Consider the following 20199-nt stretch of genomic DNA (forward strand, 5'->3'; position numbering starts at 1 on the left):
TGCTACTATTTGAATTTAGTAAACAACATCCTTTTATGCAGCGTAAGTACATTTTCCTTGTTATTTTTATTCTTCTTTCATTCGCTGCATTCAGATTTTTTATAGTAGACGGCTGTTCTTCCAAAGAAGAAAAATACAGCGTAATATCTAATGATAACAAAACCTATGCAGGCGACCAGTCCTGCAAAGAATGCCATAAAGGCGAGCACAAGGAATGGACAAAATCCCATCATTTTATGTCCATGTTACCGCCGTCGGAAAAAACAGTAAAGGGAAATTTTGACAACATCACTCATACCGCCGATGGAGTTACCAGCAGATTCTTTAAAAAAGGAAATAAATATTTTATAAATACAGAGGGTGAGGATGGCAAAAATCATGATTACGAAGTAAAATATACTTTCGGTTTTACTCCTTTGCAGCAATATCTAGTTGAATTTCCTGGCGGGAGATTGCAGGTTCCAAGGGTGAGCTGGGACAGTAAACAAAAAAAATGGTTTAACCAATATTCAAAACAGATTGTATCTTCACACGATTGGCTGCATTGGACTGGAAACTCCCAAAACTGGAATACAATGTGTGCTTCCTGCCACTCGACCAATCTTCAGAAAAATTACAATGACAAGACAGACACTTACAAAACTAGTTATAGTATTATGAATGTAAGCTGTGAGAGCTGTCATGGAGCGGGAAAACAACACAACGATTACATTCGTAGTGAAGATTATAAAGACGGTAATAAAACAAAGGGAAGTTTCTTAAAATTGATTAAAAACGGAAAACAGCTTGAACAAATAAATACTTGTGCTCCTTGTCATGCCCGAGCATCGGAAATTAGTAATAATCATATTCGCAGCAATGAAATTATGGACAATTATATTCCACAAATTCCAGATAACGAATATTTTTTTGCTGATGGCCAAATTAATGATGAAGATTATATCTACACCTCTTTTCTGCAAAGCAAAATGTTTAGCAAAGGAGTAAAATGCAGTCATTGTCATAATCCGCATTCCACCAAACTAAAAAAAATTGACAATCAAACCTGTCTGCAATGTCATAATCCGCAAAAATACAATGTATCCGCCCATACGTTTCATCCCGTGGGAAGCCAGTCTTCACTATGTGTAAGCTGCCACATGCCTGGAAAAATTTATATGGGTAATGATTTAAGACACGACCACAGTTTTAGAGTGCCAAGACCTGACTTATCTGTAACTTACGGAACTCCAAATGCCTGCAATAACTGTCATCAAGACAAATCAAACAAGTATCTAGCGGAAGCAATCGTTAAATGGTATGGGCCAAAAAGGAAATACCATTTTGCAGATGATCTTATACCAGGAAGCTTATTAAATGCTGAAAGTGAAGTCCATCTCAAAAAACTGATTGAGGATAAACAGACTCCAAACATAATCAAGGCAACTGCTGCTTTTTATCTTGGGAACATTCAAACAGTGACCAGTTTAAACACTTTACTGCATTGCCTTCACAGTAAAGATGCGCAGGTAAGATACAGATCCCTGCATAGTCTAGCTAATTTTCAGACAGCGGACTGGATTCAGGCAGTGGGACCTTTGCTTTCCGACAAGGTGAGAGCCGTACGAATAGCAGCAACTGATTTATATATTACTATTTCACCGAATCAAATACCAGATCAGTACAAGGAAGCTTTTAATTCAGCCCACAAAGAGCTAAAAAATTATTTACAGTACCAAACCGATTTTTCTGTTGGAAACATAATGTTTGCCGACTACTATTTAAAATTGCAGGATTACTCCAATGCCGAAAAATATTACAAAAAAGGATTGAAAAAAGACAATCTGATGAATTATGCGCATTTAAACCTGTCTAAAGTTTATAACCTGCAGGGCAAAAATGACGCTGCTCTTCAAACATTGCAAAATGCACTCAAAAACGATTCTAAAAACGAACAGATTTATTACAGCATGGCACTGCTTTACAATGAAATGAATAATATACCCGAAGCAGAAAAATCATTTGCAAAAGCAATAGCTTTGAAATCTCAAAATCCAAGAATTTATTATAATTACAGTTTACTTTTAATTCAAAACAAAAAATTCGGGCAGGCCGAAACTGTTTTAAACAAAGGAATCAATATAAATCCATCGGCATCCGAACTCTATTATGCGCTGACATTCCTCTACATACAGACTAACAATATTATTAACGCACAGAAAGCTGCACAGCAATTGAAACTATTGGATCCAAACAATCCTCAATATCAGGAAATATTTAAAAACGTGGGTATCTCTCAATAAAATTTATGCTTTCTTAAAAAATCAATATGAAATCCCTTTTTTAATTAAAATACAAATTATGGGATTTCCTTTAGTATAATTTTATGATTTTTTGAAGAATACAGCCCTTGTAACATAAACCAAAAAAATACTATCTTTACCCATTAAACGTTTTAAGAACTTAAATTGCGTTAATCGCAATACTACATATATAATTATGGCATGTACAAGTTGTTCAACTTCAGATGGTGGCGCACCAAAGGGTTGTAAAAATAATGGAACTTGCGGCACCGACAGCTGCAATAAATTAACGGTATTTGACTGGCTTTCGAACATGAGTTTGCCTAATGGAGAAGCTCCTTTTGACTGTGTCGAAGTCCGTTTTAAAAATGGGAGAAAAGAATTTTACCGCAATACTGAGAATTTAACATTGAGCATAGGTGACATTGTAGCAACTGTTGCTTCTCCAGGCCACGACATAGGAATTGTAACTCTTACAGGAGAATTGGTAAAAATTCAAATGAAGAAAAAAGGGGTAAATCCTTCCAGTAATGAAGTTCCAAAAGTTTATAGAAAAGCTTCTCAAAAAGATATCGATATTTGGACAGCAGCCCGAAACAAAGAGGAGCCCATGAAGGTACGTGCTCGTGAATTGGCCATTGCCCAAAAATTGGAAATGAAAATTTCTGATATTGAATTTCAAGGAGATGGATCAAAAGCTACTTTCTATTATACAGCCAATGATAGGGTCGATTTTAGGCTTTTAATCAAAGATTTTGCGAAGGAATTCAGTACAAGAGTTGAGATGAAACAAGTAGGTTTTCGTCAGGAAGCCGCTCGTTTAGGCGGAATCGGTTCTTGTGGACGTGAATTATGCTGTTCTACTTGGCTGACTGATTTTAGAAGTGTAAACACGTCGGCTGCACGTTACCAGCAATTGTCTCTAAATCCGCAAAAACTAGCCGGTCAATGCGGAAAATTGAAGTGCTGCTTGAATTACGAACTGGACACTTATATGGATGCCTTAAAGGATTTTCCCGAGTTTGAAACCAAATTGGTTACCGAAAAAGGAGATGCTATTTGTCAAAAACAAGATATTTTTAAAGGATTAATGTGGTTTGCATACACTAATAATTTTGCAAATTGGCATATTCTGAAAATTGATCAGGTAAAAGAAATTATTGCTGAGAACAAACTGAAAAATAAAGTTTCTTCGTTAGAAGACTATGCTATAGAAGTTATTGCAGAGCCTGAACAAAATTTCAATAATGCTATGGGGCAGGAAAGCTTAACCCGTTTTGATCAGCCAAAAAGAAAGAAAAAGCCAGCCAAAAAACCTAGACCTGCCGGCGAAAAAGCTATTGTACCAAACAATCCAAACAGACAGCCGGCTATTCAAAGAAATTCGGCTCCAAACACTCCAAATGCAAATAACGCTAACAAAGAACTTCCGGTAAAAGAAAACCCGAATTCGAATAACGCCAGCAAAAACCGCAATAAAAACAAAAACCGCAATAAAAATAATAACAATCGCCCGCCTTCAGCAGAGAATAAACCAGAAGCGCCTAGAAAACCAATAATTATTAAAAAAAATGAGAATAAAGAATAGTCTTTTACTGTTTTTTGCAGCAGTACTCCTTTTTTCGTGTGATAAAAAAAGAGTTTTTGATGAATACAAATCTGTGGGAAGCGCTTGGAACAAAGACAGTATAGTTACTTTTGACCTGCCTGTTTTGGATTCGACAAAGAGATACAATTTATTTGTTAATTTGAGGGACAATAATAATTATAAATACAGTAATTTGTTTCTAATTGTATCAATGGAAAGTCCAAATGGCTATACTAAAGTAGACACTTTGGAATACCAGATGGCTGCACCCGACGGAACATTGTTAGGAGATGGTTTTACAGATATTAAAGAAAGTAAACTCATTTACAAAGAAAATGTCCGCTTTAGAGGAAACTACAAAGTACATATTAAACAAGCGGTGCGAGAAAACGGAAAAGTGCCCGGAGTAGCTTTTTTAGAAGGAATTACCGAAGTTGGTTTTAGAATAGAAAATAAAGAATAGAACACGATTATGGCTATCAAAAAAAATAACCCTCAGACAAAAAACATCAACAAAGATGTAAAATATTATTCCAGAAAATTTTGGAAAATTTACTTCTACGGACTGGGAATTATTGCTTTATTCTTCCTGTTTGCTTCATGGGGTCTTTTTGGATCTATGCCTTCGTTTGAAGATTTAGAAAATCCAGATTCAAATTTAGCCACCGAAATTATCTCATCTGATGGAGTAGTTTTAGGTAAATATTTTAAACAAAATCGTTCTCAATTAAAATATTCGGATTTACCAAAAAACTTGGTACAAGCATTGGTAGCTACCGAAGATGCCCGTTTTTATGAGCATTCGGGTATTGACGGAAGAGGAACATTAAGAGCTATTGCAAGTTTAGGAACAAGCGGCGGTGCAAGTACTCTGACCCAGCAGTTAGCCAAGCAGTTATTTCATGGAGAAGGGTCAAAATTTTTACCTTTCCGTATTGTACAGAAAATGAAAGAATGGATCATTGCCATTCGATTGGAAAGGCAATACACCAAAAACGAAATTATTGCCATGTACTGTAATGTGTATGATTTTGGTAATTATTCTGTAGGTGTAAGTTCTGCCTCAAAAACTTATTTTTCTAAAGAACCAAAAGACCTTACTATAGACGAATCAGCTATTTTGGTTGGAATGTTTAAAAACTCAGGACTTTATAATCCTGTAAAAAATCCAGTTGGTGTTAAAAACAGAAGAAATGTAGTTCTTCATCAAATGGAAAAAGCACATATTATCTCTGAGGAGCAAAAACAGCAGCTGCAAAGCTTGCCTATCACACTGCACTTCAAATTAGAAAGCCATAGAGAAGGTACTGCTACTTATTTTAGAGAATACCTTCGTGAATACATGAAAAAATGGACGGAAGAAAATAAAAAACCTGATGGTTCAGACTATGATATTTACAAAGACGGTCTAAAAATTTACACTACAATTGACTCAAGAATGCAGGCTTACGCCGAAGAAGCTGTTTCGGCACACATGGCTAATATGCAGGAAGAGTTTTTTATTCAGTCCAAAACTAACAAAAATGCACCTTTTGTAAATATTTCTGAAGCAGAAACGGATCGCATCATAAATCAAGCCATGAAATCATCTCACAGATGGGCTGTTCTAAAAGATCAGGACAAAAGTGATGATGAAATCATCAAAACCTTTAGCGAAAAAACAAAAATGACGGTTTTTACCTGGAAAGGCGAAAGAGACACCATCATGACTCCTATGGATTCCATCCGCTATTACAAACACTTTTTACAGGCTGGAGTAATGTCTATGGAACCGCAAACTGGTAATATCAAAGTTTGGGTTGGAGGTATTAACTACAAATATTTCCAGTATGATCACGTAGGACAAGGAGCCAGACAGGTAGGTTCAACATTCAAGCCTTTTGTATATGCAACTGCAATCGAGCAATTGAATATGTCTCCTTGTGATTCTATCCTAGATGGACCGTTCATAATCCGCAAAGGACGCCACCACGTTACCGAAGACTGGGAACCAAGAAACTCCGATAACAATTACCGAGGAATGGTTACTCTAAAACAGGCATTGGCATACTCTATAAATACTGTATCGGCAAAATTAATAGACAAAGTCAGCCCAGAAGCTGTAATTGATCTGACTCATAAATTAGGCGTAAAATCAGAAATCGTTACACAGCCTTCTATCGCTTTAGGAGCAGTAGAGATAACTGTTGAAGATATGGTTGCAGCCTTCAGTACATTTGCCAATCAAGGAGTTTATACCAAACCACAGTTTTTATCCAAAATCGAAAACAAAAGCGGGGAAGTAATCTATGAGCCAATCCCTGAATCTCATGATGTATTAAATAAAGACATCGCATTTGCCATCATTAAACTATTAGAAGGAGTAACCGAAAGTGGTTCTGGAGCAAGATTGCGTACGCAAGGCGGAGGAAACGGCGACAAACGCTGGACTGGTTACCCATATATGTTTAAAAACCCAATTGCAGGAAAAACAGGAACTTCACAAAATCAGTCCGATGGTTGGTTTATGGGAATGGTACCAAACCTTGTAACAGGCGTTTGGGTTGGCTGCGAAGACCGTTCGGCACATTTCAAAAGTCTTACCTACGGACAGGGAGCAGCAATGGCATTACCTATTTGGGGTTATTTCATGAACAAATGCTACAAGGACGAAAACTTAAAAATTTCCAAAGAATCTTTTGAAAGACCTGCTAATCTATCGATCAAAGTTGATTGTTACGTTCCAAGACCAACGGTAGTTAAAGATTCTACAGCAACGCCGGAACAAGATACAGAAGAGTTCTCATTATAAATAAAGCCACAATCCTAATCATTAGGGCTTGACACCACTAGAAAAAGGAGCCAGATATAGCAAAATGCTTATTCGGCTCCTTTTTCTATTGCTGTCGGACTATCCGTGCTGCTTCGGCAGCTTACTTCAAATGAAATTCACTGAACACCAATGAAAATAAATATACTGTGAAGTAATCCTTCAAGCGGAAAAAAAACCAGAAATCAGAAGCTGGAAAACTTAAGAAATATGATTATTTTACTACATTTGATTCATAAATCTATTTTTATAAATTAATCACGAAATCGATATAGTAATAAACTTTATTATGATTAACAAAAAAGTAAAAAGCGTAGAAGAAGCGCTTCAGGGGATCGAAAACGGAATGACTTTAATGCTTGGAGGTTTTGGACTTTGCGGCATACCGGAAAACTCCATTGCCGAATTGGTTCAAAAAGAAACCAGAGACTTAACCTGCATCTCCAATAATGCCGGAGTAGACGATTTTGGACTAGGACTGCTTCTGCAGAAAAAACAAATCAAAAAAATGATTTCTTCCTATGTGGGTGAAAATGCAGAATTTGAACGCCAGATGCTTTCGGGTGAACTTGAAGTAGATCTTATTCCGCAGGGAACTTTGGCAGAAAGATGCCGCGCCGCCCAAGCGGGAATTCCTGCTTTTTTTACACCCGCAGGTTATGGCACCGAAGTTGCCGAAGGAAAAGAAGTCCGTGAGTTTAATGGTAAAATGCATATTATGGAACATGCCTTCAAAGCTGACTTTGCTATTATAAAAGCATGGAAAGGCGATACCGCTGGAAATCTCATCTTTAAGGGAACTGCGAGAAACTTTAATCCTGCAATGGCAGGTGCTGCAAAAATCACCGTTGCCGAAGTTGAAGAATTAGTCGAAGCTGGAACATTAGACCCAAATCAAATTCATATTCCCGGAATTTTAGTGCAGCGTATTTTTCAAGGCGAGAAATATGAAAAAAGGATTGAGCAGCGAACAGTAAGAATTAGATAATTAGAAAATAAGGGAATTAGATAATATAGCAAGACATTATCTAATTTTTTAATTAACAAATTGACACATTAACAAATGGCATTAGATAAAATAGGAATTGCAAAACGAATTGCACAGGAATTGAAAGACCGTTATTTCGTGAATCTTGGAATAGGAATTCCGACTTTGGTGGCAAATTATATCCCGAAAGGAATTGATGTCGAATTTCAAAGCGAAAATGGTGTCCTAGGCATGGGACCGTTCCCTTTTGAAGGTGATGAAGATGCTGATATCATTAACGCAGGAAAACAAACGATTACCACCTTGCCTGGAGCTTCTTTTTTTGACTCCGCAACCAGTTTCGGCATGATTCGCGGGCAGCATGTGGATTTAACCATTTTAGGGGCAATGGAAGTTTCAGAGAACGGAGATATTGCCAACTGGAAAATACCTGGAAAAATGGTCAAAGGAATGGGTGGCGCTATGGACTTAGTGGCTTCGGCAGAAAATATCATTGTAGCCATGATGCATGTTAACAAAGCAGGAGAATCCAAGATATTAAAAAAATGTACCCTGCCGCTAACAGGTGTGGGATGTGTAAAAAAAGTTGTAACCGAATTGGCGGTTTTAGAAATCACACCACAAGGTTTTAAACTATTGGAACGTGCCCCCGGAGTTTCAGTCGAGCATATCGTCTCGTCTACCGAAGCCAGCTTGATTGTAGAAGGCGATATTCCAGAAATGATAATTAATTAACATTTAGAGCGAAGAAATAATTCTTACAAGTCTTTTTCTTGGGCTGTATTCATGAAACGAACAGCGAAGTATAACTGCCTGAAATAGTAATCATATTTTATCTGGAATTAACATAGAATTTGTAATATTTTTAAATTTTTATTTATATTTGCTGGAAACAAACAAAACAACAAATTATGAAAAATTACAGATTATTATTAATAGCACTTTTATTTTCAGCTGGTATGATGGCTCAGGATAGAGGATCGGTAGTAGGTAATATTTATGGAAGCTACACGTTTTCAAACAACGTTAACTTTGATTATGGACATTTGGATATTGGAGATGGTCTAACGTATGGAGGAGGATTCGAATTTTTCCCGCAAAAATCAACTTCTGTAGAGCTTAAATATTTAAGACTTGATACATCTATGGATATTGACGTACCAAATGGTATAGCAGGATACCCAGATAAAAAAGGTGATGGAGCTTTTAATTATATTTTAATTGGAGGAAATCATTACTTTGACAGCGGAAACAATGCGGTTCCTTATTTAGGAGGAGGACTTGGTATGGCAATTACTGAAGGACCTTATGGAGGAAGCGATACTAACTTTGCATGGGAACTAAAAGGCGGTGTAAAAATCAAAACTGCTTCTATTGTTTCTATCAGTCTACAGGCTAATCTTATATCAACTTGGGCAGCAGCCGGTACAGATACTTACTGGGGATATTGGGGACCTGTAGCAGTACAGGATTATGCTGTTTCTTATCAGTTTGGTTTAGGAGCTGTTTTCGGTTTCAACTTTCATTAATCGATAAAAAATATTTAAATAGAAAAGCAGCTCAATCGAGCTGCTTTTCTATTTTGATAGGTCACAAGGTTATTATACTTTCTGATTGCTCGCTGCAACGACTAACAGCTTGCTCTTAATAATTTGTACTTATTTCGTATTTACATCGATTTCGTTAGTAATTTCACATTATTTTTAGAATTTTCAAATTTAATACTTATTTAAAAGTTATATCTTTGTTTTTCTTTCAAAAAACAATTAAAAAAAAGAACCATGAAGACTTTAAATAATTTTGATTTTAATAATAAAAAGGCAATAATAAGAGTTGATTTTAATGTTCCTTTAGACGAAAACTTCAATGTAACAGATACAACACGTATCGAAGCAGCGAAACCAACTATTGACTATATTTTATCTAACGGAGGAAGTGTTATTTTGATGTCTCACCTTGGAAGACCAAAAGGAGCTCAAGATAAATACTCTTTAAAACATATCTTAAATACTACTTCTGAAATTTTAGGAGTTCCTGTTCAGTTTGCTTCAAACTGTGTTGGGGCAGAAGCTCAGGAAGCTGCCAAAAACTTGAAACCAGGTCAAGTATTATTATTAGAAAATTTACGTTTTCATGACGAAGAAGAAGCTGGAGATGTAGCTTTCGCTAAAGAATTGGCTTCATTGGGTGATATCTATGTAAATGACGCTTTCGGAACAGCACACAGAGCACACGCTTCGACTACCATTATTGCTCAGTTTTTTGCAGATAACAAATGTTTTGGAACTTTATTAGCTAAAGAAATCGAGAGTTTAAATAAAGTTTTGAAAAACAGTGAAAAACCAGTTACTGCTGTACTTGGAGGATCTAAAGTTTCTTCTAAAATTACAGTTATCGAAAACATTCTTGACAAAGTAGATCACATGATCATTGGTGGCGGAATGACCTTTACGTTTATTAAAGCTCAGGGCGGAAATATAGGTGATTCAATCTGCGAACTTGATAAACTTGATTTAGCATTGGAAATTTTAAGATTAGCCAAAGAAAAAGGAGTTCAGATTCATATTCCTGTTGATGTAGTTGCGGCTAACGACTTTTCAAATACTGCAGATACTCAAGTTGTTGATGTAAGAGAAATTCCTGATGGATGGCAGGGTCTTGATGCAGGTCCAAAATCATTGGCAAACTTTGAAAAAGTAATTTTAGAATCAAAAACTATTCTTTGGAACGGACCATTAGGTGTTTTTGAAATGGAAACATTCTCTAAAGGAACCATCGCTCTTGGAGACTACATTGCCGCTGCAACTGCAAATGGTGCTTTTTCTCTTGTAGGAGGAGGAGATTCAGTTGCTGCTGTAAAACAATTCGGCTTTGAAGAAAAAATGAGTTATGTTTCTACTGGCGGCGGCGCTATGTTAGAAATGCTGGAAGGTAAAATTTTACCGGGAATTGCCGCTATATTAGATTAATTACTTTTACAATAGTATTAATTCTAACTTTTTAATTTTAAAATAATTAGTTTATATTTCTTACCTCAAGCTGTTAAAAAAGCAGCTTGAGGTTTTTTTTTGCATATATTAAACTATTTATCAATATATTGCGTTATAAAAATAATTTAAGCGCCTATTTTCTTTTTCTATTTAATTTCACTACCATATAAAAACACTTTTTAGAAAGCTCCATTAAATTTAAGATTATTCGACCGTTTTTAAAGTTAATATTATTTTCTAAAATTGCTGATTTTGTTTTATTTTGAAATTAATTACTCACAAATCATAAAAATTTAGGTTAAATGTCGATTTTTTATGTATATTTAACACTTTATATTGTTTCAAATTAGAAAATAGATTCTAAGTTTGCACAAATTTACTAGTAACCGTTTGAATAATAGCAAATTAAATCACTGTTATGATAATAAAAAATACCACACTTTCATTTTTCTTACTATTTACTGCTTTTGCATTTTCACAGAATACTATAGAAAATTCAGGAATAGAAACGATTCAAAAACCAGCTAGCTTTTTAGACTCTATTAAAGGTTCTTTTGTAAAATATGATCATACTGTAAAAAGTGATAGTTTATGGATGAATCAAATAGGTACATCTTTAGACATTTACAACAATTTAGCTGCCGAAATTAACACTGTAAATATTGACAAGGATATCGATGCTGAGCTGCCTACATCATTATTAAAAGAAAGGCTTGCCAAGATGGATTCAAAGTCACCTTTTAACATAGAATACAATCAGGGCCTAGAAAACTTAATTAAGTCATTCCTCAAAAATAGAAAGAAAGCTTTCGCCAGCCAGATGGCAGTTGCAGAATATTATTTCCCAATTTTCGAAGAAGCATTAGCCAAACAAAACATTCCATTAGAAATTAAATATTTAGCTGTAGTAGAATCAGCTTTAAATCCAAAGGCAATATCAAGAGTGGGCGCTACCGGTTTGTGGCAATTTATGTATAATACCGGCAAACAGTATAACTTAAATATTGATTCTTATGTGGATGAACGTTCAGATCCATTAAAAGCATCAGCCGCTGCGGCTCAGTACATGACAAATATGTTTACTATTTTCAATGATTGGAATTTAGTTTTAGCATCTTATAATTCAGGGCCAGGAAATGTAAATAAGGCAATCCGCCGTTCTGGAGGCCAGCAAAATTTTTGGGACATCAAAAAACATTTACCTTTAGAAACTCAAGGCTACGTTCCTGCTTTCCTTGCTACAATGTACATTTATGAATACCATAAAGAACATGGTATTATTCCTAAAAAAGCTTTGGTTAGACATTTTGCAACCGACACTGTTATGGTAAAAAAAGAAATGTCTTTTGCTCAGATTTCCAATTTATTAGACATTCCAGTTGAGCAGTTGGAGGCTTTAAATCCTTCTTACAAGCGAAATGTAATTCCTTGCTATAGCGATAAAAATCATTATTTGACTCTTCCGTCATGCAAAGTGGGCGTTTTCACTTCCAATGAAGATAAAATATATGCGTATGTTGCTTATGAAAAAGAAAAAAACAATCAAAATAAAAGAACAGTTTTCAAAAAAGATTCTACTGTTATAGCTTCGAATAGCAGAGTGAAATATTACAAAGTAAAACGTGGCGATAATTTAAGTGAAATTGCCAAGAATAACAATGTGGCAGTTTCCGATTTAAAAAAATGGAATCACATTAAAGGGAATGCCGTTGCATCTGGAAAATCTTTAAAAATTATCATTGAAAAAAATGCTGATACTGGTGCAGCATTCGTTTCAAACCAAGAGAAAAGCAAAACTATTATTGTAAAAGACAATACTAGTGTAGCAGCAGCAGAATCTAAAAATACCATTGACAAAAAAGACACATTGGTTGCAAATACTGCAAACACCTATATTGTTCAAAAAGGAGATAACCTCAACACCATCGCCAAAAAGAACAACACTACTGTTGCCGAAATTAAAGAATGGAACCATTTAACCTCTAACAATTTAAAATTAGGAGCTGCATTACAGGTAAGCAGTCCAGCTGTTGAAACCGAAACGCAGGAAGCTGTTGCTGTAGTTGTCCCAGAGTTGAAAAACATACATTATGAAGTTAAAAAGGGTGACAATCTAGGAAGTATTTCGAAAAAATTTGGTTCATCTATTGCTGATCTAAAAAACTGGAATAATTTACACTCTAATAATTTAGCTGTTGGAAATGTACTTACTGTTGCTAAAAATGAAGTGGCAATTAATACCAATAATGCTACTGTAGATTCATTCAAGAAAAAAGAACTAGGTACTTCTGCCAAAAATATGGATGCTAATTATTTAGTTCAAAAGGGGGATTCATTGTTTAGTATTTCAAAAAAATACCCTGGCGTTACAGTATCTGACTTGAAAAAATGGAATAATATCACTGGCGATGATTTGACACCAGGCATGGATTTAAAAATAAAAGGATAAAAATTCGTTTTTAAATTTCATATTAATGTTCAAGAAAATTGTCTTTGCTTCCACCCTTCTGATGGTTTTAAATTCTTGTGCTGTTCAGGAAAAATTTTCAAAAAATGATTGGTATGCTTTTACCAAAACAAGTAAACAAAGAATTAATTCTTCCGATGTATATGAGTTTACCGATGGAATGATTCGAATGCATGGTGATAACATTGGTTATTTGATGACCAATAAAAGCTATAAAAACTTTGAACTGGCTTTAGAATTTCGATGGAATGTCGAAGAAAAATACAACAAGGGCAAGGCAAAGAAAAATAGTGGCGTGATGTACAACATACCAACTGATTCCCCTGACAATATCTGGCCAAAAGGAATTCAATTTCAAATAAAGGAAGATACTACTGGTGACTTTATTTTCTTGGATAATATAACTGCATTAGTAAACGGAAAATTAGTCGAAGCGGGAGCAAGTGTCACTTCGCCTAAATTTAGTGCCAATGAAAATCCTTACGGAGAATGGAATCAGGTTTTGATTCGTTCATTCAACGGAAAAATCACTCAATACTTGAATGGAAAATTGGTAAACGAGTGTACCGAAGCTTCTTCAAGAGAAGGTAAAATTTCCTTAAATTATGAAGGTTCTCCAATTGATTTCAGAAATATTCAGCTAAAAAGCATTTCTAAAGAATAAAACTAAAATTTTTCAAAAGGCTTTTTTTATTTTTGATGATAAATTGTCAATTCAATGTATAAAAGCCTTTTTCTATATCTTTCCTTTTTATCGATTTTGTTTTTTTCATGCAAAAAGCAAGACGACGATGGTTTGCCAAGAAATTCGACTGGCAAGATCAATACTATTTCGGTAGTAATTGATGATCAGTTGTGGAATGGTATTATCGGCGACAGCATCCGAAATAAATTTGCCAGCCCTGTTGAAGGATTGTCCAAAGAAGAGCCTCAGTTTGATATCAACCAATATCCAATTAACGTAATGGAGGGCTTTGTTACCAAAAGCAGAACCATTATTGTTGTAAAGCAGGGCACTGATAATAATTTCAAAATTAAGAAAGATGAATACGCAGCTCCTCAAAATGTAATCCACATCACAGGAAAAACGCTTTCGGACTTATCCAATATTATCGAAAAAAGAGCTCCGCAAATTATAAAAATCATTAAAGAAGGCGAAATTAAAGCACACCAGCTCCTCTTAAATGATTCTTTAGTTGACCCTGAAACCATTGAAAAACAATGTCATCTGAGTTTAAAAATCCCTAAAAAATATTCTTATTCTTTAAAAAATAAAAGTTTTGTGTGGTTAAAACAAGAATTCCCAAGCGGAAGCACCAGCTTACTGCTTACACAGCTGCCACTTAATACGATCAGCTCGGAAGATAATGTTTTGGAAAAAGTTATAAAAGTTCACGATTCGATAGGAGCTCTATATATCAGAGGCAAAGAACCCAAGTCTAGTCTGTACATTGACAAATCATATCCTCTTTACCTATCCCAAATTACTCTTGACGGAAAGCCTGCTTATGAAACAAAAGGAACATGGCGGCTAAAAGACAGTTTTATGTTTGGAGCTTTTATAAATTATATGATTATAGACGCTAAAAACAACCGGATTGTTTATCTGGAAGGTTTTTGCTATGTTCCTTCGAGAGAGAGACGCAATTACATGCATGAACTGGAATCGATTATTAAAGGTGTCAAAATAAATTGATTCTCATCAGTTTTAGAAATTATAAATTAAATAAATTTAGCCATGTCCATAAAATGGAAAATAAAGCCTTTTGAGGCATTAACTGTAACCGAATTATATGATATACTCCAATTGCGAAGCAGGATCTTTGTAGTGGAGCAAAACTGCGTTTATTTGGATATCGACGGCAAAGACAAACTAGCGTTACATCTTTTCGGTATCTATGATAATAAAATTGTCGCACACGCCCGACTTTTCAAAGCCGGAATTACTTTTGATAATGCATCAATCGGAAGAGTGGTGGTAGATCCGGATTACAGAGACCGAAAATGGGGACATGATTTGATGCAAAATGCAATTGCAGGTATTCTAGAACACTTTGGCGAAAGCCAAATCACCATTGGCGCACAATTATACCTCAAGAAATTCTACGAAAGTCAAGGTTTTGTGCAGTCAAGCGAAATGTATCTCGAAGATGATATTCCGCATATCGAAATGATTAAGAATTAACTAGATCATTTTTAATTTCATCCCGCAACCATGACTTTCGACCTAAAACCAATTGACGATGCAATAGTAATGACCTTGCCCGAGAGACAGTACAAATTTGTATTGATCTTTTGTAAGTCTGGGAAAATAAAAATTGATATTGACAATCAGCTTTATGAAATTACCGATGGTCATTTTTTGACCATTACGCCCAAACAATATTATCAGTTTATAGAAATCAATGATTGTGTAGGCAGTATTTTGGAGTTTACGTATGACTTCTTTTGTAAAGATGAAAAATCAGTCGAACTCATTTACCACAACGGTTTATACTGCCATTTCGGATTAAATGAACTCATTCGGATTCCGAATGAAAATAGTTTAAGCAGGATTTCAGATTATTACGATTCATTAAAAAGCGAATTAGAAAATAAACCATTTGAATACGAAACCAGCTTACATTCTATCCTGAAATTATTAATTATCGAAGTAAGCCGATGCAAAATAGCCCAACAGCAAAGACCACTTTACAAACCCGATGCCTTGTTTTTGCAGTTTTTAAATTTGATAAGAGATAGCTTTGAGAAACGCCTTACCGTAAAGGAATATGCTCAATTACTGCATATTTCTGAACAAAAGCTGAATGAACTTACCAAGAAAAATACCAAGGAAACCACGCAACAGCTGATAAATGACTTAATAATTCTGGAAGCCAAGCGATTATTCAATTACGAAAACTTAAATGTAAAACAAGTTGCCTACAAATTAGGATTTGATGACAGTCATTATTTTTCAAGGTTTTTCAAAAAACAAACTGACACTCGTGCAAAAGATCATTTGCGTTCCCTTTTGACCGAATAGCAAAGTCCACCATTTTTAAAGTTTTGTCCATTTTTTGGCGAAAGCCATCCTCATAGTTTTGTATTGTAATTTAAACAAAAGAAAAATGCAAACACAAAGAATTGACATCAACAAGGTAACGCCAAGTGCTTACCAATCACTTATTCAGCTTGACAAATACGTCAACGAAACGAATTTGCCAAAAACATTATATCACCTAATCAAAGTACGAGCTTCGCTAATCAATGGCTGTGCGTTATGTATACAGTCACACAGCAATGATGCGCTTGCGGGTGGCGAAAGTTCCAAACGATTGCTGGCTTTGAATGCTTGGGCAGATTCGCCTTATTTCACTAATGAAGAAAGAGCCGTTCTAGCCTTGACGGATGAAACTACTTTGATTTCGCATCTCGGAGTTTCAAACGAAACTTTCGATAAAGCAATTGAGGTTTTGGGCGAAGAAAAAGTTTCACACGCAATTATGGCCATTGCCTGTATCAACGCTTGGAACAGAATAGGAAGAGCCACATTATTAATTCCGGAATAATAAAATGATCGAAATCAAGACTGCAATTACAGACAAAGATATAGCTTCCTGCTGGGAGGCTATGTCTATTTTGCGCCCTATGCTGAAAGAAAATGAATTTGTACAGCAAATTAAGGAAATGCAAAAAGAAGGATACACACTTCTATATCTTGAAGATAATGACAAAACCGTGGCCATAGCGGGCTACCGTTTTTGGACGATGCTCTATTGTGGTAATATGTTGTACATAGATGATCTTTCAACTGTCGAAAATAGCAGGGGCAAAGGATATGCATCCGCCTTGCTGAACCATATTTATGATATTGCCAGACAGCAAAAATGCGAATCGGTACAATTGGACAGCGGACACGTGAGAACCGTGGCACACAAACTCTATTTCAAGGAAAATTTTACAATTAGTGCTTTTCACTTTAATAAACAGCTATGAAATCGCCATTAAAAACCTGTTTGTTGAAAACAAACACCAATCTTTAAAGCGATACCATATATGACCTTTAACAAATAAATTTTACATATATGAAACAAGAAAAAATATTCGAATGGTTTTTGAGAATTTCGTTAAGTGCCGGATTTTTATCGGCAGTCGCAGACCGTTTTGGGCTGTGGAATAAAGAAGTTTCCGCTTGGGGCAATTGGGAAGCATTTGCAAAATACACCAATACGTTATTGCCCTTTTTGACATACAATCTAGCTTCCATAATTGGCGGAATAGCCACTTTTCTGGAAATCGTTTTTGCAATTGCGTTGCTAACGACTTTCAAAAGCCAGTTGATAGCCAAATGTAGTGGCTTTTTATTACTTGGTTTTGCCTTATCTATGACAATCGCCATAAATTGCAAAGCACCGCTGGATTATTCGGTTTTTACGGCTTCAGCAGGAGCATTTGTGTTAAGTGTCCTTGTAAAAAATAACTCGGTAAAGAGTATTGCATAATTTTTTGGAGCAGAAATTTTGCATTTTATAACAAGTTCAGTCCCGCTCTTTGTCGCAATCTCTTGTACTGAACCCCAGTACAAGAGGATTTTCACTACGATCGGGGCTAAGGATGAAAATTTGTTTTCCATAATGATCTACAGTAGAATTAGAGTATTTGTATTTAAAAAAGTTATCCAAGTATTCTATCAGCTTTAATAATTCGTGTAATTAAAAAACACATTGTAATTCGTGATTCATTAGTGAATTCGTGGCGGAATCGAATGTAGGATGATTGAAAGACTTTTTTTGTAATTTTACGGAAACGCTATCATATCAAAACTAGCAATTACTTGCATAATAGCTAAATAGCGATAATGAAAAATACGAATCTAAATAAATAATCTAAAAAGAATGGGAACTAAAAAAGAGCTGTTACAAGAAAAAAGTAGCGAATTACTTCAGATATTAAAAACCCGTTTTGAAAAACATTTGGACCGACACAAAGGTCTTGAATGGGAAAACATACAAGCAAAACTAGAAGCCAATCCTGAAAAATTATGGTCCCTTAATGAAATGGAAACAACTGGCGGAGAACCAGATGTTGTTGGTTACGACAATAAAAGTGACGAATATATTTTCGTCGATTGTTCAATAGAAAGCCCAGCCGGAAGAAGAAGTTACTGCTACGACCGTGAAGCTCTTGACAAAAGAAAAGAAAACAAACCCAAAGACACCGTTATCGACGCTGCATCAGCAATGGGAATTGAACTTTTATCCGAAGAACAATACCGAAATCTCCAAAAACTAGGAAAGTTTGACAATAAAACATCCAGCTGGATTGTAACACCAGCTGCTATTAGAAAACTTGGCGGTGCTCTCTTCTGCGATTTTAGATACGGAACAGTGTTCGTATATCACAATGGCGCGGATTCTTACTACGCGGCTCGAGGATTTAGAGGTTCGCTAAGAGTTTAGATTTTCAAAATCGAGTTATATTCCGCTGTTGCGTTCAGTATAGTTACTGCCCTTTTAATTTCAGGATTGTTTTTGATGTAATAATCATAAAGACCTTCCTGATATTGATAGCGTTTGATGATTTCATCCAGTAGTAACCCCTTTATTTCCTTCTGATTTTTGTCCAACAAAGCATTCTCCGATTTTTGAAGTGCAGTAAGAAGCTGTTGATATTCCAGTGTAATAGCTTCATCCAGTTTCTCTTTTTTGGCAGCTGCCAAAGTATTTTTTAACGCAATTTCGGTTTCGGTATCAAAATTGAATTTCTGTGCTTTTAGATATTGCTTGAAATCAGCATAATCAGCATCAGTGATTACGGGGATTTTAGTTCCTAAATTTGGATTTTTGTAATAATATTTGGTTGCATAATCAAAAATACCGTCGTTTTTTAATAAGGCATTGGCAATTGGACTTGTTTTGGTTTCTTCCATTTCGATATCTGGCAAAATTCCGCCACCATCATAAACAGTTCTTCCTTTTTTAGTTTTAAAAGCGTTATAGTTTTTGGCATCAGTTCGGGTTGCGACACCATTTTTATCTTTATGCGCATAATCCAGCGCCTGAATACATCTGCCGGAAGGCGTGTAATAGCGTGAAATAGTGACTTTCAGCTGAGTGCCATATGTAAGTTCAACTGGTCTTTGTACCAATCCTTTTCCAAAACTACGGCTTCCCAAAACTACTGCTCGGTCCAAATCCTGTAACGCTCCCGAAACAATCTCGGAGGCAGAAGCACTTCGGCCGTTTACTAAAATCACCAATGGAATTGTGGTATCCACAGGTTCTTGTGATGTTTTGTAGGTGTTGTTGTGTTTCTCTATTTTGGATTTGGTGGTTACAATAACTTCATTTCTAGGAACAAAAAGATTGCAGATGTTTACAGCCTCGTTCAATAACCCGCCAGGATTCCCTCTTAAGTCCAAAACGATTCTTTCGGCACCTTGTCTTTTTAATTGTTCCAATGCCTCTCTGGTTTCAGAAGAAGCCTTTCTATTAAAGTGTGCCAATACAATATAACCCGTTTTGTCATCAATTTTGGCAAAATAAGGAACCGATTTAATTTCGACTTCATCCAATACAATTACAGCCGAATATGGTTTGCCTTGACGAATGTATTTAACGTCAATTTTTGTGTTTTTGGATCCTTTAAAAAGCTGTGAAGCATCGTCCTTGAAGTCGGCCAAAGGAGTATCACCAATCTGAATGATTTCGTCCCCAGCTTTTAAACCCGCTTTGTCGGCTGGGAAATTTTTGTACGGTTCTTTTAGAATCAGTTTGTCGTTTTCGCGAGTGATTAAGGCACCAATTCCAGTATATTCGCCAGTATTATTGATTTTAAACTTAAGTACTTCCTGCTCATTAAAATATACCGTATATGGATCAAGAGAACTCAACATTCCTTTGACAGCGTTGTTCATCAGCTCGGCGGGAGTTGTTTCATCAACATAATTTTTGTTCAATTCTTTGAACAGCGTTGTGAAAATTTCCAATTGTTTGGCAATCTCAAAATAGTCGTCTTTGAAACTTACCCCCACAAACAAAAATGCGGATGCAACAACTGGAATAATAAATTTTTTTTGGAAAAGGGTACACAT

The 20199-nt window shown here is 35.6% G+C and carries 18 protein-coding genes; 17 read left to right on the forward strand and 1 reads right to left on the reverse strand.

Translation table 11 applies throughout. The annotated features are described in order from the left end of the window. Positions 1–35 precede the first annotated feature (35 nt). The 17 genes from C8P67_RS19335 to C8P67_RS19415 all read left to right on the forward strand — a co-directional run bounded on the left by C8P67_RS19335 (position 36) and on the right by C8P67_RS19415 (position 18565). Complete coding sequence (locus C8P67_RS19335; RefSeq protein ID WP_211319937.1) at positions 36–2282, forward strand: tetratricopeptide repeat protein; 2247 nt, start codon at positions 36–38, stop codon at positions 2280–2282. A 196-nt stretch (positions 2283–2478) separates the two neighbouring features. Beyond that, positions 2479–3870 carry a PSP1 domain-containing protein gene (locus C8P67_RS19340; protein ID WP_115814830.1) on the forward strand — a complete coding sequence of 464 codons (1392 nt, stop codon included), beginning with the start codon at positions 2479–2481 and terminating at the stop codon, positions 3868–3870. Then, positions 3854–4333, forward strand: coding sequence for a gliding motility lipoprotein GldH (locus tag C8P67_RS19345; protein ID WP_115814831.1), 480 nt, complete (start codon positions 3854–3856; stop codon positions 4331–4333). Before C8P67_RS19340 ends, C8P67_RS19345 begins: the two co-directional genes overlap by 17 nt. 9 nt (positions 4334–4342) lie before the next feature. Then, a complete protein-coding gene (locus C8P67_RS19350) occupies positions 4343–6661 on the forward strand; it encodes a penicillin-binding protein 1A (RefSeq protein WP_115814832.1) in 2319 nt (772 codons plus the stop codon). Positions 6662–6968: 307 nt separating this feature from the next. Then, on the forward strand, positions 6969–7667 hold the full coding sequence (locus C8P67_RS19355) for a CoA transferase subunit A (protein ID WP_115814833.1): 699 nt from the start codon (positions 6969–6971) through the stop codon (positions 7665–7667). A gap of 75 nt (positions 7668–7742) precedes the next feature. Next, on the forward strand, positions 7743–8402 hold the full coding sequence (locus C8P67_RS19360) for a CoA transferase subunit B (RefSeq protein WP_115814834.1): 660 nt from the start codon (positions 7743–7745) through the stop codon (positions 8400–8402). Between the two features lie 176 nt (positions 8403–8578). Further along, positions 8579–9196, forward strand: a complete 618-nt coding sequence (locus C8P67_RS19365) for an outer membrane beta-barrel protein (protein ID WP_115814835.1) — start codon at positions 8579–8581, stop codon at positions 9194–9196. A 252-nt stretch (positions 9197–9448) separates the two neighbouring features. Next, positions 9449–10636, forward strand: coding sequence for a phosphoglycerate kinase (locus C8P67_RS19370; RefSeq protein ID WP_115814836.1), 1188 nt, complete (start codon positions 9449–9451; stop codon positions 10634–10636). Positions 10637–11075: 439 nt separating this feature from the next. Next, positions 11076–13106: a LysM peptidoglycan-binding domain-containing protein gene (locus tag C8P67_RS19375; protein ID WP_115814837.1), complete on the forward strand. Its 2031-nt coding sequence runs from the start codon at positions 11076–11078 to the stop codon at positions 13104–13106. Positions 13107–13131: 25 nt separating this feature from the next. Next, complete coding sequence (locus tag C8P67_RS19380; protein WP_115814838.1) at positions 13132–13788, forward strand: 3-keto-disaccharide hydrolase; 657 nt, start codon at positions 13132–13134, stop codon at positions 13786–13788. A gap of 54 nt (positions 13789–13842) precedes the next feature. Beyond that, positions 13843–14820, forward strand: a complete 978-nt coding sequence (locus C8P67_RS19385) for a DUF4837 family protein (protein ID WP_115814839.1) — start codon at positions 13843–13845, stop codon at positions 14818–14820. Positions 14821–14862: 42 nt separating this feature from the next. After that, the gene (locus tag C8P67_RS19390; RefSeq protein WP_115814840.1) at positions 14863–15309 is read left to right on the forward strand and encodes a GNAT family N-acetyltransferase; all 447 of its coding nucleotides are present in this window, start codon (positions 14863–14865) and stop codon (positions 15307–15309) included. Between the two features lie 30 nt (positions 15310–15339). Next, positions 15340–16149, forward strand: coding sequence for a helix-turn-helix domain-containing protein (locus C8P67_RS19395; protein WP_115814841.1), 810 nt, complete (start codon positions 15340–15342; stop codon positions 16147–16149). A gap of 85 nt (positions 16150–16234) precedes the next feature. Further along, positions 16235–16675: a carboxymuconolactone decarboxylase family protein gene (locus C8P67_RS19400; protein WP_115814842.1), complete on the forward strand. Its 441-nt coding sequence runs from the start codon at positions 16235–16237 to the stop codon at positions 16673–16675. 4 nt (positions 16676–16679) lie between these two features. After that, positions 16680–17102 (forward strand): GNAT family N-acetyltransferase, encoded by a 423-nt coding sequence (locus tag C8P67_RS19405; protein ID WP_115814843.1) that lies wholly within the window; start codon positions 16680–16682, stop codon positions 17100–17102. Between the two features lie 89 nt (positions 17103–17191). Continuing rightward, a complete protein-coding gene (locus tag C8P67_RS19410) occupies positions 17192–17608 on the forward strand; it encodes a DoxX family protein (RefSeq protein ID WP_115814844.1) in 417 nt (138 codons plus the stop codon). A gap of 393 nt (positions 17609–18001) precedes the next feature. Next, positions 18002–18565 carry a DUF4256 domain-containing protein gene (locus tag C8P67_RS19415; protein WP_115814845.1) on the forward strand — a complete coding sequence of 188 codons (564 nt, stop codon included), beginning with the start codon at positions 18002–18004 and terminating at the stop codon, positions 18563–18565. Here C8P67_RS19415 and C8P67_RS19420 read toward each other — a convergent pair. Continuing rightward, a complete protein-coding gene (locus C8P67_RS19420) occupies positions 18562–20199 on the reverse strand; it encodes a S41 family peptidase (RefSeq protein WP_115814846.1) in 1638 nt (545 codons plus the stop codon). The two genes, C8P67_RS19415 and C8P67_RS19420, sit on opposite strands and share 4 nt — an antisense overlap.

This window comes from Flavobacterium aquicola, assembly GCF_003385115.1.
Lineage (GTDB): Bacteria > Bacteroidota > Bacteroidia > Flavobacteriales > Flavobacteriaceae > Flavobacterium > Flavobacterium aquicola.